Consider the following 14,030-nt stretch of genomic DNA (forward strand, 5'->3'; position numbering starts at 1 on the left):
GGCCCAAAAAAAACATCGCCCGGCTGCACGTCACTGTGCAACGCCGGGCGACGATGTACCTCCCTGTCGGCTTCCTGCCTTCCCCCCTCGCATCCTGCTCAGTGAGGCTGCGGCCGCGCGTCCAGCGCCGGCCCTATCCCTTTCGTTGCAAATCCCTTTAACGCCTTTCCACCGGCTTGGCAGCTGCCTGCTTGGCGGCTGTCGGCGCGGGTGCCTTCGTGGCGCCCACTTCGATCCGGTCGCGGTTCCGTTCGACCGTCTTGAGTCCGATGCCTTTCACCAGTGCCAGTTCCTCGGCGCTCTTGAAAGGTCCGTGCGCCTGCCGGTAGTCGACGATCGCCTGAGCCTTGGAGGCTCCCACGTTCACCAACACCTGGTCGATTTCCTCCGCTCCAGCGGAGTTGATGTTGACCTTGTCCGCAGCGAGCGCGGAACCGGACAGCATCAGGGCAACGACCAGCGACTTCAGGACCACGATAAAAGACTGCATGGCAACGCTCCTTGTGACTTGGATGGGGACTTCGCCGGCCTTTCCTGCCGGCGTTGTCAGCATCGCTCGCCACATGGGTACAGCCTATCGTCGGAGCGCGTCACAAACAGCAGGTAAACGGCGCGTCGCCGTGTAGGAAAAACCCTACACGGGCAGCGGGGCGTAGAATGAATGCACACGTGTGCAATCACCTCGGAGTTTTTCATGGACAGTGCCAAGATCGACCGTTTCCTGAGCGAAAAGTGGGATGACGACATCGTCCCGCAACTGGTCGATTACATCCGCATCCCCAACAAATCGCCGATGTTCGACGCCGATTGGGTCGCACACGGCTATATGGCCGATGCGGTGGCGCTGATGGAGCGCTGGGCGCGGGCCCAGGCCATCCCCGGCCTGCAGGTGGAGGTGGTGCAACTGGAAGGCCGCACCCCGTTGGTCTACCTGGAGGTGCCGGCCAGCAGCGAGGCGACCGGCGAGGACACCGTGCTGCTGTACGGGCACCTGGACAAGCAGCCGGAAATGACCGGCTGGGACGCCGATCTGGGCCCGTGGACGCCGGTGCTCAAGGGCGACCGCCTGTACGGCCGCGGTGGCGCCGACGACGGCTATGCGCTGTTCGGTTCGCTGGCGGCGATCCAGGCGCTGCAGGACCAGGGCATCCCGCACGCGCGCTGCGTGGTGCTGATCGAGGCCTGCGAGGAATCGGGCAGCTACGACCTGCCCGCCTACGTCGACCACCTGGCGGCGCGAATCGGCAAGCCGTCGCTGGTGGTGTGCCTGGATTCGGGCTGCGGCAACTACGAGCAACTGTGGTGCACCACCTCGCTGCGCGGCCTGGCCGGCGGCAACTTCAGCGTCAAGGTGCTCAGCGAGGGCGTGCATTCGGGCGATGCCTCCGGCGTGGTGCCGTCGAGCTTCCGCGTGCTGCGCGACCTGCTGTCGCGGCTGGAGGACGAGGCCACCGGCAAGATCAAGGTCGAGGGCCTGTATGCCGACGTCCCCGAGGAGCGGCTGGCGCAGGCGCGCAAGGTCGCCGAGGTGCTGGGCGACGAGGTCTACAGCAAGTTCCCGTTCCTGCCCGGCATGCGGCCGATGCACGAGGACCTGTCCGAGCTGGTGCTCAACCGCACCTGGCGCCCGGCGCTGTCGGTGACCGGTGCCGACGGCCTGCCGCCGCTGGCCTCGGCCGGCAACGTGCTGCGCCCGGAGACCGCGGTGAAGCTGTCGCTGCGCCTGCCGCCGACGCTGGACGGCAAGCGCGCCGGCGAACTGCTGAAAGAGGTGCTGCTGCGCGACCCGCCGTATGGCGCCGAAGTGTCGCTGGCGCTGGAGAAGTCCTCCTCCGGCTGGAACGCGCCGGCGCAGTCGCCGTGGCTGACCGACGCGATCGAATCGGCCTCGCAGGCGGCGTTCGGCAAGCCGGCGATGTACATGGGCGAAGGCGGCTCGATCCCGTTCATGGGCATGCTCGGCGAGAAGTTCCCCGGCGCGCAGTTCATGATCACCGGCGTGCTCGGCCCGCATTCCAATGCGCACGGTCCGAACGAGTTCCTGCACATCCCGATGGGCAAGCGGGTGACCGCCTGCGTGTCGCGGGTGATCGCGGCCCACCATGCCGCCAGCCTGCGCGGCGAGACCACCGGCAGCGCGGCGGTGGCCGGCGGCGAGCAGCATGGCGGGCACGGCTGCTGTTGATGGGGCTGGGATTTGGGAGTCGGGATTGGGGATTGGCGAAGCCGGTTTCCTGAGTGCCTGACTTCCCTGGTTGCTGCGGGAGAGGCGTCGATCCAGACGCGGCGCCTCTCCGTAGCCTGACCGCTGGGCAACGTGGGCGGCCGGTTCCATGGGCTGTAGCGCCCGCGCCGCGCGCGCAAGCATCGACGCCATCACCGTCGATCTGGCACGATCCGACGCTGATCTCCCCTCCGCGCTCGGAACGCTCTCCATGCACACTCTGTTCGGCAGTGACAGCTGGCTCTACATCATCCTGGTGGGCTTCGTGGTCGGCCTGCTGGCGCGGTTCCTCGGCCCCAGCAGCGGGCGCTCCGGCTGCCTGTTCACCGTGTTGCTGGGCATCGCCGGCGCGCTGCTGGCCGGCTGGTTCGGCCACTACATGGGCTGGTACAGCCGCGGCGAGCCGGCCGGCTTCCTCGGCGCGCTGCTCGGCGCCATCGCCCTGCTTGCGCTGTTGCGGCTGTTCTCCAGCAAGCGCTGAGGCACGTGGCGCGGCTCGCCACGGCGGCGGCGCCCGTTTACGCTGTGCGGCTCGTTTCCGCCGCAGCCTGCCGATGAGCGCCAGTCCGACCGTTCCCGATGTCCTTGCGGCACGCGCCGCGCACCGCCTGGCCTGGGCGCGCATGGCCCTGGACGATGCGCAGGCGACGCTGGAGCGCGCCTCGGTGGACGCCGGCCAGCGCAGCTACTGGCGCAGCCACGGCCACGGCATCAGCCGCATCGTGATGGATTCGCCACCGGACCTGGAAGACGTGCGGCCGTGGCTGCGCATGCACGCCCTGCTGCACGGCGGCGGCGTGCGGGTGCCGGCGATCCTGGCGCAGGACGCGGAGGCCGGCTTCCTGCTGCTGGAAGACCTTGGGCAACCGACGCTGGCGCAAAGCCTCGATACGACCACCGCGGACGCGCACTTCGACGCCGCGCTCGGCCAGTTGCTGCGCCTGCAGGCGATCGCGCCGCCGCCGGGCATGGGCGTGTTCGGCGAGGCGCTGCTGCAGCGCGATGCCGGGCTGTTCGAGGAGTGGTTTCTGCAACGCCACTTGGGAATCACTCTGGGAGACGACGAGCGCGCGGCCCTGCACGGGGTGCAGCGCCAGCTCATGGACAACGCGCTGGCACAGCCGCAGGTGCTGGTGCACCGCGACTTCATGCCGCGCAACCTGATGCTGGCAGCCGATGGCCCGGCGGTGCTGGATTTCCAGGACTGCGTGGTGGGGCCGGTGGCCTACGACCCGGTGAGCCTGTTCAAGGACACCACGGTGAGCTGGCCGCTGGCGCGGGTGGACGCCTGGCTGGCCGGGTACCACGCACGTGCGTTGCAGGCTGGGATCCCGGTGCCGCCGCTGGCGCAGTTCCTGCGCGACGCCGAATGGATGGGCGTGCAGCGCCATCTGAAGAACCTGGGCATCTTCGCGCGGCTGAACTACCGCGACGGCAAGACCTGGTACCTGGACAACGTGCCGCGCTTCATCGCCTACCTCGACGAGGCATTGCCGCGGCACCCCAGCCTGCAGCCGTTGGCGCAGCTGCTGCAGACGCGGATCAAGCCGGCCCTGGCGCAGCGCGCGGCGGGCGGCGCATGAAGGCGCTGATCTTCGCCGCCGGCCTCGGCGAGCGCATGCGTCCGTTGACTGCGTACACGCCCAAGCCACTGCTGGCGGTGGGCGGCACGCCGCTGATTGTCTGGCACCTGCGCAAGCTCGTCGCATTGGGCGTGCGCGAGGTGGTGATCAACACCTCGTGGCTGGCCGAACAGTTCCCACAGACGCTCGGCGACGGCAGCGCGTTCGGCCTGCGCATCGCCTATTCCTACGAAGGCGCCACGCCGCTGGAGACCGGCGGCGGCATGCTGCACGCGCTGCCGCTGCTCGGCGAGGCGCCGTTCCTGCTGGTCAACGGCGACATCTGGACCGACTTCGATTTCGCTCGGCTCGCGCCCGAGCCGCCCGGCCTGGCGCAACTGGTGCTGGTGGATCCGCCGGCTTATGCGGCGCACGGCGATTTCGCCCTGCAGGACGACGGACACGTGCACAACACCGGCGAACCGCTGCTGACCTACGCCGGCATCGGCATGTACCGCCCCGCCCTGCTGCGCGACTGGCAGACCATCGCCGCCCCGGCGCCCACCGCGCCGGGCGTGCCGCCACGCTTCTCGGTGGTGCCGCTGCTGCGTGCCCAGGCCGAACACGGCCAGCTGCACGGCCTGCATCACCGTGGCCGCTGGACCGACGTGGGGACGCCGCAGCGGTTGGCGGAATTGAATGAGGTGCTGGGATTGGGGAGTGGGGATTCGGGATTGGACAAGCGCTGAGCGCTCGAACTCTTTGCCAAATCCCGCAAACGCGTGCGCCAGCCAGGCCGAGCGACCGCCTAGCTCTTCTCGAATCCCGAATCCCCACTCCCCAATCCCCGCCCTTCCAGCACCCGCCGCAGGAACGGCACCGTCACCCGCCGCTGCGCCGCCAGCGATTCGCGGTCCAGGCGCTCCAGCAGGCCGATCAGGCCGGCCAGGTCGCGTCCGGCATGGGTGAGCAGCCAGTCGATCGCCGCATCCTCCAGCACCAGGCCGCGGCGCTGGGCGCGTTCGCGCAGCACGGCGGCGCGGCCGGCGTCGTCCAGCGGCGCCAGCGCGATGCGGGTGCACTGCGACAGCCGCGAGCGCAGATCCGGCAGGGACAGGGCGAGACCGTCGGGCATGGCCTGCGCGGTGTACAGCAAGGTCACCCCGGCGCTGCGCGCACGGTTGTGGAAATCGAACAGCGCCACCTCGTCCTCGCGCTGCCCGGCGATCGCGTCCAGGCCGTCGAGCGCGACCAGATCGCGACCCTCCAGCGCTTCCAGCGCATCGCGCAGACGGCCGGCGGCGGCCTGCAGCGGCAGGTAGGCGGCGCTGCGCCCGGCCTGTTCGGCGGCCGCGCACAGCGCCAGGGCCAGGTGGGTCTTGCCGGTGCCGGCGGGGCCGGACAGGTACACCCAGTCGTCGGCGGTGCCGTCGGCGACTGCCTGCAGCTGCGCCAGCAGCCCGTCCGGCGCGCCCAGATAGCGGTCCAGGCGCTGCTCCGGCGGATAGCGCAGGGCCAGCGGCAGTTGCGGCACGCTCACGGCTGATCGGGGCTGCGCGGCGGCAGTTCGATGATGGTGGTGCGCTCGGTGACCGTATCCAGCAGGATCGCCGACTTCTCGCCCGCGTACAGGTCGCTCTGCCGGTACTGCTCGTGCAGGTAGTGCAGCAGCACATTGGCCACCGCCGCCACCGGCAGCGCCAGCAGCATGCCGAGGAAGCCGAACAATTGGCCGCCGGCCATCACCGCGAAGATCACCGCCACCGGATGCAGGCCGATCTTGTCGCCGACGATGCGCGGGGTCAGCACGTAGCTCTCCAGCAACTGGCCGACGGTGAACACCACGCCGACCAGGATCAGCAACTGCAGGTCGAAGCCCTTGGCCTGCACCAGCGCGGCCAGCACCGCCAGCAGGATGCCGGTGGTCGCGCCCAGGTAGGGAATGAAGCTGATCAGGCCGGCGACGATGCCGATCAACAGGCCGAGCTTGAGGCCAACCAGGGTCAGGCCGCCGGCGTAGATCACGCCCAACGCCAGCATCACCAGGAACTGGCCGCGGATGAACGCGCCCAGCACCTCGTTGGACTGCTGCGCCAGGCGGGTGATGGTGCCGACATGGTTGCGCGGGATGGTGACCGCCACGCGCGCGACCAGCAGGTCCCAGTCGCGCAGGAAGTAGAAGGTCAGGATCGGCAGCAGCACCAGGTTGACCACCCAGGTCACCATCGCGAAGCCCGAGCGCGACAGGTAGCCGAAGAAGGTCGCGGCGACGCCGCCGGCCTGCTGCCAGTGCCCGCGGATCCAGTCGATCAGCCGCTCCGGGTCCAGCCAGGTCATCAGCTCCAGCCCGGTCTTCTGCTCGGCCCACGGGATCGCGGTGCCGATGAACCAGTCGCGCGCCTGCGGCAATACGTCGATGAAGGTGACGATCTGCCGCTCCAGCATCGGCACCAGGATCACCAGCGCCAACACCAGCAGCAGCACCATCAGCACGAACACCAGGGTCACCGCCATGTTGCGCGAGCGCCCGGCGCGCTCCAGGCGATCCACCAGCGGATCGCCGAGCCAGCCGAGCAGCAACGCCAGCACGAACGGGGTCAGGATCGGCGCCAGCAGCCACACCACCCACAGCACGCCAAGGATCACCGCCGTCCATTTCAGGCGGCGCAGGAACAGCGCGATCTCGGCTTCGGGCGACAACGTCATTTCAGGCGGTACTCCGTCGGCTCGCTGTTGAGGATCACCGGACCCTCGACCGGCGCCACCACCGGCTGCAGCGCGGCGTCCGGGCCGAGCATGCGGTTCAGCCCGGACACGCCGCTGAGCAGGTCCAGGTCCAGCTCCAGACGATCGCCATCGGCGCGGATCGGCACGATGCGCCGCACCACAGACGCGTTCTGCAGCGCGGCGGAGGCGCGCAGGTAGTCGTCGGCGCTGCGGATGCCGGTGATCACCACGCGGTAGATGCCGGCCGGGCCGGCGCTGACCGCCTTGGCGTAGCGCTTGACCAGGGCATCGGCGGCGCCGTCGGCACCGCTGGCCATGGCGCGGCGCGCGTCGGCGTCGCTGGACGACCAGGTCGACAGCACCTTGCCGCCGTCCACGAAGGTCCAGTCCGCGGTCCAGCCGCCGGCCTTGCCGCGGTACAGCTTGCCGATCAGTTGCATCGGCGGGCTGTAGCGCGACGAGGCGCTAGCCACGGCGGCGGTGTCCTGGCGCCAGATCGCGCCGGCAAGGGCCTGCTCGGCGGCGCTGCCGGTGGGCAGGCCGAGGCGGAAGCCGCGCTCGATCGCGCGGTCGAGCAGGCTGCGCGCGGCATTGGACTGCTGCACGCCGACCAGGCGCGGGCCGCTGCCGTCGTCGATGGCCAGCCACACCACCGGCTTGGGCCGCGGCTGCGGCCACACCGGCAGGCCCAGCGCCGCGGCCAGGCCGTCCACGTCCTGCGGGCGGAAGCGCGCCACCAGGATGGTGCGGAAGGTGGGCGCGCCGCTCGGCGAGGTGCCCTGGTCCTGGCGGTAGTCGAAGGTGTCGACCAGGTTCTTGGCGTTGCGCAGCGCCTGGCTGACCCCCGGGCGCGACATCACGCTCTTGTCGCCGGAGATCTTGCCCAGCACCACGCCGAGCGCGCGGGCCAGCGCGCCGCCGCGGTCGGCCTCGCTCTGGCTGTTGACCGGCACTTCGGCATCGTAGGGGCCGGTGGCGCCGGCCACGTCGCCCTCGGTGCGCAGATCGGCCTGGGCCAAGGCGCTCGCGGCGGGCAGGCACAGTGCGAAAGACAGAAGGAAGGCAAGGCTGCGGCGCATGAAGGGTCCAGTACTCGGCGTATCCGGGGCGAATTGTTGCCCGAATGCGGGCCTAGCGCCAATGCGGCCTGTTAAAATCGCCGCCTTTCCGCCCGACCCCGCCGCCCGTGACCACTTCCCAGCCCCCCGCCGCCGCCCCGTTGACCTACCGCGACGCCGGCGTCGACATCGATGCCGGCAATGCCGTCGTCGAACGCATCAAGCCCCTGGTCAAGCGCAGTTTCCGCCCCGAGGTGATGGGCGGGCTGGGCGGCTTCGGCGCGCTGTTCGACCTGTCCGGCAAGTACCGCGAGCCGGTGCTTGTGTCCGGCACCGACGGCGTCGGCACCAAGCTGAAGCTGGCGCAGCAGCTCGGCCGCCACGACACCATCGGCATCGACCTGGTCGGCATGTGCGTCAACGACGTGCTGGTGCAGGGCGCCGAGCCGCTGTTCTTCCTGGACTACTTCGCCACCGGCAAGCTCGACGTGGAGACCACCGTGGCGGTGGTCGGCGGCATCGCCCGCGGCTGCGAACTGGCCGGCTGCGCGCTGATCGGCGGCGAGACCGCGGAAATGCCCGACATGTACCCGCCGGGCGAATACGACCTGGCCGGCTTCACCGTCGGCGCGGTGGAGAAGTCGCAGCTGCTCGACGGCTCCAAGGTGCGCCAGGGCGACGTGTTGATCGGCATCGCCTCCTCCGGCCCGCACTCCAACGGCTACTCGCTGATCCGCCGCATCTACGACCGCGCCGGGCGCCCCGACGCGCTGCAGGTCGGCGGCGTGGCCCTGGCCGACGCGCTGATGGCGCCGACCGCGCTGTACGTCAAGCCGATCCTGTCGCTGCTGCGCGAACAGGGCGAAGGCATCCACGCCATGGCGCACATCACCGGCGGCGGCCTGACCGAGAACATCATCCGGGTGATTCCGGATGGCCTGGGCCTGGACATCCGCGCCAGCGCCTGGACCCTGCCGCCGGTGTTCGAGTGGCTGCAGCGCGAAGGCGCGGTGGCCGACAGCGAGATGTGGCGCACCTTCAACTGCGGCATCGGCTTCGTGCTGGTCGCCGCGCCGGAGCAGGTGGCCGCGCTGGAGCGCAGCCTGGACACGCTGGGCCTGGCGCACTGGCAGATCGGCGCGGTGACGGCGGCCGGCGCCGGCGAACGCGTGCACATCGGCTAAAGGCACATGGCGGCGGCCAAGCGCGCCTGGCTGGCACTGGCGCTGGCGGTGTTCGCCGCCAGTTGGATACGGCCGCTATGGCCGGCGGAACAGGCCATGCACAGCTCCCTGACGGTGCTGGGCCTGGCCTGGCTGGTCTGGCACGACCGCCGCTGGCCGCTGCGCACCGGCCACTTCGCCGCCATCTGCATGTTCATCAGCGTGCACAACGTCGCCGCGCACTGGCTCTATTCGAATGTGCCCTACGACCAATGGTTGCGCACGCTGACCGGCGGTTGGTCGCCGAGCGCGGCCTTCGGCTGGCAGCGCAACCACACCGACCGGCTGATCCACCTGCTATTCGGCGTGTGCGTCGCGCCGGCGCTACGTGACCACGCACGCCAGCGCTGGCCGGCGTTGTCGGCGCGCCAGGCCTTCGTCCTGGCGACGATGGCGATCATGTGCGTCAGCCTGGTCTACGAATGGCTGGAATGGCTGATCGCGCTGCTGCTGTCGCCGCAGCAGGCCGAGTCCTACAACGGCCAGCAGGGCGATCCCTGGGATGCGCACATGGACATGCTGCTGGCCACCCTGGGCTGCGCCAGCGCCTGGCCGTGGCGGCGCGCCGCGCCCCCGCTTCCTTCCGCGCCGCGCTGAGACCGACGATGTCGCTGCCACCGCCCCTCCCCGTCCCCGGCGGCCGTGCCGCCGAAGTGGCGCGTACCACCACCGACCTGGACAACCTGGCGAGGCTGTACGCGGTGATGGCCGGGCTGCAGTTCTTCGTGGTGCTGTTGGTGGGCGCCGTGCTGGGCTACGGCGTGCACGAGGAGGCGCGGCTCAACGCCGTCGGCCAGAGTCCGGACCAGGCCCAGGGCGGCGTCATCGCGATCGTGATGCTGTCGGTGCTGCTCGGCTTCGGCCTGCTTTCGCTGGTGATCAAGGTGCTGCTTGCGCGCGCCTTGCGCCAGCGTCGCCAGTTGGGGCTGTGCTACACCGGCGCCGCGATCACCTGCCTGGGCTTTCCGCTGGGCACCGCGCTGGGCATCGCCACCTTGCTGACACTGCAACGCCCTGTGGTGGGCGACCTGTTCCGGAACCCTGCCCGATGACGCTTCGCCTCGCTGTGCTCGCCTCCGGCCGCGGTTCCAACCTGCAGGCCATCCTCGCCGCGATCGCCGCCGGCACCCTCGATGCCGAGGTGGTCGGCGTGTTCAGCGATCGCCCCGAGGCGCCGGCGCTGACGATGGTGGCGCCGGAGCGGCGCTGGTCGGCGCGGCCCAAGACCTTCCCCGACCGCGCCGCGTTCGAGCAGGCGCTGGGCGACGCGGTCGCCGCGGCACGGCCGGACTGGGTGGTCTGCGCCGGCTACATGCGCATTCTCGGCGCCGGCATCGTGCAGCGCTTCGGCGGGCGCCTGCTCAACATCCACCCCTCGCTGCTGCCAAAGTACCGTGGCCTGCACACGCATGCGCAGGCCTTGGCTGCGGGAGACGCCGAGCACGGCGCCAGCGTGCATTTCGTGGTGCCGGAGCTGGACGCCGGCGCGGTGATCGCGCAGGTGCGGGTGCCGGTGCAGGCCGGCGACGGCCCCGACGAACTGGCGCAGCGGCTGCTGCCGCGCGAACACCGGCTGCTGTGCGCGGTGCTGCGGCTGGCCGCGGCGGGTCGCCTGGCTGAACGGGACGGCAAGGTCTGGCTGGACGGTCAGTGCCGGTTTAGTCCGCTGCGCCTAGATTGCGACGACGTGCTGCTTACCTGAATGCGCTGCCGCACCTTCCGCGACCCCTCCCCTCTTCCCTCCCGCCCACGCCAGCCGATCCCATGAAGCTCGCTCCGCGTCCGTTCGCCCTCCTCGTTGCGTCCGGCCTCGGCCTGCTGGCGCCCATCGTCGCTGCGCAGGTCGCGCCGGCGCCCGCCGCGCAGCCGGCGCCGCAGACCGCCCCCGCTCCGACCACGCCCGCCACCGGCACACCCGCACCGGCCGCCGCGGCGTCGCCGGCGCTGCCCGCAGAGGCGTGGACGCCACCTCCGCTGCAGCCGTTCGTGGCCACCTACGACGCCCTGTACAAGGGCAAGCCGGCCGGCGACGCGCGCATGGACGTGGTGCATACCGGCGGCGACCAGTGGCGGGTCGACCTGGGCGTGCATGGCCGCAGCGGTTTCGCCAGCATCCTCGGCCTGAACATCGAGCAGAGCACGGTGTTCACCGTGCAGGACGGCCGCTACGTCCCGCAGAGCCAGAGCACGGTCAAGAAGGCGGTGTTCTTCGGCAAGAAGGTCACCGGCGTGTACGACTGGAAACAGGGCGTGGCGCGCTGGGACGGCGACCTGAAGAAGGATCGGCAGGCGCCGATCCCGCTGCAGCCCGGCGACCAGAGCGCGCTGCTGCTCAACCTCTCGCTGATGCGCGACGCGCAGCCGGGCAAGACCATGACCTACCGCTTCGTCGACGTCGGCCGGGTGCGCGAACATGTCTACCGCGCCGCCGACCAGACCGAGACCGTGCAGGTGGGCGACATCAGCTACGACGCATTGCGCGTGTCGCGCACCAACGGCGGCCGCAATGAGACCATCCTGTGGATCGCCAACGGCGTGCCGACGCCGGTGCGCATCCTGCAGCGCGAAGACGGCGAAGACCGCATCGACCTGCGCCTGACCGAATACCAAGGAGCCTGACCATGACCCGCATCGCCCGCCCGCTGACCGCCCTCGCTGCCGCCCTGCTGGCCACGGCAAGCCTGCCCGCCCTGGCCCTGGAGCCGTTCACCGCGGACTACCAGGCCAGCTACATGGGCATGCAGGCCAACGGCGTGATGACCCTGGCCAAGCAGGGCGGCGACCGCTGGCGCTACAGCCTGGCGATCAAGAACCAGGTCGCCGACCTCAGCCAGAGCACCGTGTTCGAGGAAAAGGGCGGGCAGCTGCGTCCGCTCAGCAGCGACGACCGCTCGGTGTTCCTGATCAAGAAGAAGGCGGTGACCGCCAACTATGACTGGAGCACCGGCCAGGCGACCTGGGGCGGCGACCTCAAGGCCGACCGCCGCGGCCCGGTGAAGCTGCAGCCGGGCGACATGGACGCACTGTTGATCAACTTGGCGATCGCGCGCGACGTCAATGCCGGCAAGACCCCGAGCTACCGCATGGTCGACGAGGGCCGCGCCAAGCCGATGACCTACCACGTCGCCGGCAAGGAAGCGGTCACCGTCAACGGCAAGACCGAGCAGGCGACCAAGGTCACCCGCACCGACGGTTCCAAGGAGATCGTGGCCTGGATCGTGCCGGACATGCCGGTGCCGGTGCGCATCCTGCAGCGCGAGAACGGCCAGGACGCGCTGGACCTGACCATCAAGTCGTTGCGCTGAGGGGCCGGGAATGGGGAATCGGGATTGGGGAATCGCAAAAGCGGCTCCCCGCTCGTGGCGGTTCCCATGTAGGAGCGGCTTCAGCCGCGACCCGGTGAGCCGGGATTGGGGAACCGCAACAGCAGTCCCCTAGCGCACAGTGTCCCCATGTGGGAGGGGCTTCAGCCCGACGCAAGGATGCGCATCATCCTGCGGAAACCGGCCGGCGATTTGCAGCAAACCCCCAAGGCGCGCGTCGAGTCCTCTCCATGAAACATCGGAGCATGGCGACCGACGTGCCTTGCTGATGCGGGCGCCGTCCATGCAGCGCCCTGCCCCACGCCCTTACTTCTTCTCCGCCGGCGCGGCCTTGAAGGTGGTGCGGCAATCCACGCGGATCTGGGCGCCGTTGCTGCGCCAGTAGAACGTGCTGCACTCGCGCGGGCCGTTCTGGGTGCGGCTCACGCCGACCGCGTAGAACGATTGCCAGATCTCGTCGCGGGTGACCTGGCCGTCGCCGTTCCAGTCCATGTCGCGCTCCTCGATGCCCTGGGTGATGGCGATGCCGGTGTACCAGGCATAGCCGACCCAGGCCAGCAGCACCACGACGATCGCCAGCAACACCTTGCGCCGACGGGTGAAGCGGCCGCTGAGGATCATGCGACGCGCCGGATGGACGCGCCCAGCGCCCCCAGCTTCTCCTCGATGTTCTCGTACCCCCGATCCAGGTGGTAGATGCGGTCGATGGTGGTGTCGCCGTCGGCGACCAGGCCGGCCAGAATCAGCGAGGCCGAGGCGCGCAGGTCGGTGGCCATCACCGGCGCGCCGCTCAGCCGCTCGGTGCCGCGCACGATCGCGGTGTGCCCTTCGATCTGGATGTCCGCGCCCAGGCGCAGCAGTTCGTTGACGTGCATGAAACGGTTCTCGAAGATCGTTTCGTTGATCACGCCGACGCCGTCGGCCACGCAGTTGAGCGCCATGAACTGCGCCTGCATGTCGGTGGGAAACGCGGGATACGGCGCGGTGGTCAGGCTGACCGCACGCGGGCGCTTGCCGTGCATGTCCAGGCGGATCCAGTCCTCGCCGGTCTCGATGCTGGCGCCGGCCTCGGTGAGCTTGTCCAGCACCGCGTCGAGGGTGTCGGCACGCGCGCGGCGCACGGTGACGCTACCGCCGGTCATCGCCGCGGCGACCAGGAAGGTGCCGGTCTCGATGCGGTCCGGCAGCACCGCGTGGCGGCCGCCGGACAGGCGTTCCACACCGTGCACGACGATGCGCGAGGTGCCCGCGCCTTCGATCTTCGCGCCCAGCGCGATCAGGCAGTCGGCCAGGTCGCTGACCTCCGGCTCCATCGCCGCGTTCTCCAGCACGGTGGTGCCGTCGGCCAGGGCTGCGGCCATCAGCACGTTCTCGGTGCCGGTGACGCTGACCATGTCGAACACGTAGCGGCCGCCCTTGAGCCGGCCGTTGCTGCTGGCCTTGATGTAGCCGTTCTCGACGCTGATCTCCGCGCCCAGCGCCTGCAGGCCCTTGATGTGTTGGTCGACCGGCCGCGAGCCGATCGCGCAGCCGCCGGGCAGCGACACTTCGGCCGCGCCGAACTTGGCCAGCAGCGGGCCCAGCACCAGGATCGAGGCGCGCATGGTGCGCACCAGCTCGTACGGGGCGACGTGCTGGTGGACCTTGCGCGGGTCGACGGTGATGGCGCTGCCGCGCGACAGCGTGCCTTCGTCGATGGTGACTTCCGCGCCCAGCTCGCCGAGCAGCTTCACCGTGGTGATCACGTCGTGCAGTTGCGGCACGTTGGTGATCTCCACCGGCGCATCGGCCAGCAGGGTCGCGCAGAGGATCGGCAGCACGGCGTTCTTGGCGCCGGAAATGTTCACTTCACCGTGCAGCGCGTTGCCGCCGGTCACTACGATTTTGGCCATGGGTCTCGTGGGGGAAGGAAA

At 70.0% G+C, this 14,030-nt stretch carries 16 protein-coding genes; 10 read left to right on the forward strand and 6 right to left on the reverse strand.

Translation table 11 applies throughout. The features are described from left to right. Nucleotides 1-157: 157 nt before the first annotated feature. Complete coding sequence (locus GGR66_RS00425) at nt 158-490, reverse strand: ComEA family DNA-binding protein (protein WP_160969990.1); 333 nt, start codon at nt 488-490, stop codon at nt 158-160. A gap of 204 nt (nt 491-694) precedes the next feature. On the opposite strand from GGR66_RS00425, the gene GGR66_RS00430 reads away from it, so the two are divergent. The 4 genes from GGR66_RS00430 (at nt 695) to murU (ending at nt 4,535) form a co-directional block, all read left to right on the forward strand. Then, nucleotides 695-2,185 (forward strand): M20 family metallopeptidase, encoded by a 1,491-nt coding sequence (locus GGR66_RS00430; protein ID WP_184446828.1) that lies wholly within the window; start codon nt 695-697, stop codon nt 2,183-2,185. A gap of 250 nt (nt 2,186-2,435) precedes the next feature. After that, nucleotides 2,436-2,705 (forward strand): GlsB/YeaQ/YmgE family stress response membrane protein, encoded by a 270-nt coding sequence (locus GGR66_RS00435; RefSeq protein WP_010344083.1) that lies wholly within the window; start codon nt 2,436-2,438, stop codon nt 2,703-2,705. Nucleotides 2,706-2,778: 73 nt separating this feature from the next. Then, nucleotides 2,779-3,807 carry a phosphotransferase gene (locus tag GGR66_RS00440; RefSeq protein ID WP_184446829.1) on the forward strand — a complete coding sequence of 343 codons (1,029 nt, stop codon included), beginning with the start codon at nt 2,779-2,781 and terminating at the stop codon, nt 3,805-3,807. Further along, nucleotides 3,804-4,535 (forward strand): N-acetylmuramate alpha-1-phosphate uridylyltransferase MurU, encoded by a 732-nt coding sequence (gene murU, locus GGR66_RS00445; protein WP_184446830.1) that lies wholly within the window; start codon nt 3,804-3,806, stop codon nt 4,533-4,535. Before GGR66_RS00440 ends, murU begins: the two co-directional genes overlap by 4 nt. Nucleotides 4,536-4,594: 59 nt before the next feature. Here the strand turns inward: murU and hda are convergent, their stop codons facing one another. Genes hda through GGR66_RS00460 form a run of 3 tightly spaced genes read right to left on the reverse strand, consistent with a single transcriptional unit; the run spans nt 4,595 to nt 7,592 of the window. Continuing rightward, nucleotides 4,595-5,326, reverse strand: a complete 732-nt coding sequence (gene hda / locus GGR66_RS00450) for a DnaA regulatory inactivator Hda (protein ID WP_184446831.1) — start codon at nt 5,324-5,326, stop codon at nt 4,595-4,597. After that, a complete protein-coding gene (locus tag GGR66_RS00455) occupies nt 5,323-6,492 on the reverse strand; it encodes an AI-2E family transporter (protein WP_184446832.1) in 1,170 nt (389 codons plus the stop codon). Before GGR66_RS00455 ends, hda begins: the two co-directional genes overlap by 4 nt. Beyond that, nucleotides 6,489-7,592 carry a DUF2066 domain-containing protein gene (locus GGR66_RS00460; protein ID WP_184446833.1) on the reverse strand — a complete coding sequence of 368 codons (1,104 nt, stop codon included), beginning with the start codon at nt 7,590-7,592 and terminating at the stop codon, nt 6,489-6,491. Before GGR66_RS00460 ends, GGR66_RS00455 begins: the two co-directional genes overlap by 4 nt. Before the next feature lie 140 nt (nt 7,593-7,732). On the opposite strand from GGR66_RS00460, the gene purM reads away from it, so the two are divergent. The 6 genes from purM to GGR66_RS00490 all read left to right on the forward strand — a co-directional run bounded on the left by purM (nt 7,733) and on the right by GGR66_RS00490 (nt 12,099). Further along, complete coding sequence (gene purM, locus GGR66_RS00465; protein ID WP_184447420.1) at nt 7,733-8,755, forward strand: phosphoribosylformylglycinamidine cyclo-ligase; 1,023 nt, start codon at nt 7,733-7,735, stop codon at nt 8,753-8,755. Between the two features lie 6 nt (nt 8,756-8,761). Then, a complete protein-coding gene (locus tag GGR66_RS00470) occupies nt 8,762-9,391 on the forward strand; it encodes a DUF2238 domain-containing protein (protein WP_184446834.1) in 630 nt (209 codons plus the stop codon). 8 nt (nt 9,392-9,399) lie between these two features. Then, nucleotides 9,400-9,846, forward strand: coding sequence for a hypothetical protein (locus GGR66_RS00475; RefSeq protein WP_184446835.1), 447 nt, complete (start codon nt 9,400-9,402; stop codon nt 9,844-9,846). Further along, entirely contained in the window at nt 9,843-10,496 is a 654-nt protein-coding gene (gene purN / locus GGR66_RS00480) for a phosphoribosylglycinamide formyltransferase (RefSeq protein WP_184446836.1), read from the forward strand. Before GGR66_RS00475 ends, purN begins: the two co-directional genes overlap by 4 nt. A 62-nt stretch (nt 10,497-10,558) precedes the next feature. Continuing rightward, nucleotides 10,559-11,413: a DUF3108 domain-containing protein gene (locus GGR66_RS00485; protein ID WP_184446837.1), complete on the forward strand. Its 855-nt coding sequence runs from the start codon at nt 10,559-10,561 to the stop codon at nt 11,411-11,413. Between the two features lie 2 nt (nt 11,414-11,415). Beyond that, nucleotides 11,416-12,099 (forward strand): DUF3108 domain-containing protein, encoded by a 684-nt coding sequence (locus GGR66_RS00490; RefSeq protein ID WP_184446838.1) that lies wholly within the window; start codon nt 11,416-11,418, stop codon nt 12,097-12,099. 324 nt (nt 12,100-12,423) lie between these two features. Here the strand turns inward: GGR66_RS00490 and GGR66_RS00495 are convergent, their stop codons facing one another. Together GGR66_RS00495 and murA are read right to left on the reverse strand one after the other, a co-directional pair. Further along, on the reverse strand, nt 12,424-12,738 hold the full coding sequence (locus tag GGR66_RS00495) for an EF-hand domain-containing protein (protein WP_184446839.1): 315 nt from the start codon (nt 12,736-12,738) through the stop codon (nt 12,424-12,426). Then, nucleotides 12,735-14,009: a UDP-N-acetylglucosamine 1-carboxyvinyltransferase gene (gene murA, locus GGR66_RS00500; RefSeq protein WP_160970870.1), complete on the reverse strand. Its 1,275-nt coding sequence runs from the start codon at nt 14,007-14,009 to the stop codon at nt 12,735-12,737. The genes GGR66_RS00495 and murA overlap by 4 nt, the downstream gene beginning before the upstream one ends. Nucleotides 14,010-14,030 lie beyond the last annotated feature (21 nt).

Source organism: Xanthomonas sp. 3498 (assembly GCF_014199795.1).
Classification (GTDB): domain Bacteria; phylum Pseudomonadota; class Gammaproteobacteria; order Xanthomonadales; family Xanthomonadaceae; genus Xanthomonas_A; species Xanthomonas_A rydalmerensis.

Coding starts and splice junctions, on each gene's coding strand:
- GGR66_RS00425 (WP_160969990.1), bottom strand. CDS start 490: ATGCAGTCTTTTATCGTGGTCCTGAAGTCGCTGGTCGTTGCCCTGATG.
- GGR66_RS00430 (WP_184446828.1), top strand. CDS start 695: ATGGACAGTGCCAAGATCGACCGTTTCCTGAGCGAAAAGTGGGATGAC.
- GGR66_RS00435 (WP_010344083.1), top strand. CDS start 2,436: ATGCACACTCTGTTCGGCAGTGACAGCTGGCTCTACATCATCCTGGTG.
- GGR66_RS00440 (WP_184446829.1), top strand. CDS start 2,779: ATGAGCGCCAGTCCGACCGTTCCCGATGTCCTTGCGGCACGCGCCGCG.
- murU (WP_184446830.1), top strand. CDS start 3,804: ATGAAGGCGCTGATCTTCGCCGCCGGCCTCGGCGAGCGCATGCGTCCG.
- GGR66_RS00455 (WP_184446832.1), bottom strand. CDS start 6,492: ATGACGTTGTCGCCCGAAGCCGAGATCGCGCTGTTCCTGCGCCGCCTG.
- GGR66_RS00460 (WP_184446833.1), bottom strand. CDS start 7,592: ATGCGCCGCAGCCTTGCCTTCCTTCTGTCTTTCGCACTGTGCCTGCCC.
- GGR66_RS00470 (WP_184446834.1), top strand. CDS start 8,762: ATGGCGGCGGCCAAGCGCGCCTGGCTGGCACTGGCGCTGGCGGTGTTC.
- GGR66_RS00475 (WP_184446835.1), top strand. CDS start 9,400: ATGTCGCTGCCACCGCCCCTCCCCGTCCCCGGCGGCCGTGCCGCCGAA.
- purN (WP_184446836.1), top strand. CDS start 9,843: ATGACGCTTCGCCTCGCTGTGCTCGCCTCCGGCCGCGGTTCCAACCTG.
- GGR66_RS00485 (WP_184446837.1), top strand. CDS start 10,559: ATGAAGCTCGCTCCGCGTCCGTTCGCCCTCCTCGTTGCGTCCGGCCTC.
- GGR66_RS00490 (WP_184446838.1), top strand. CDS start 11,416: ATGACCCGCATCGCCCGCCCGCTGACCGCCCTCGCTGCCGCCCTGCTG.
- GGR66_RS00495 (WP_184446839.1), bottom strand. CDS start 12,738: ATGATCCTCAGCGGCCGCTTCACCCGTCGGCGCAAGGTGTTGCTGGCG.
- murA (WP_160970870.1), bottom strand. CDS start 14,009: ATGGCCAAAATCGTAGTGACCGGCGGCAACGCGCTGCACGGTGAAGTG.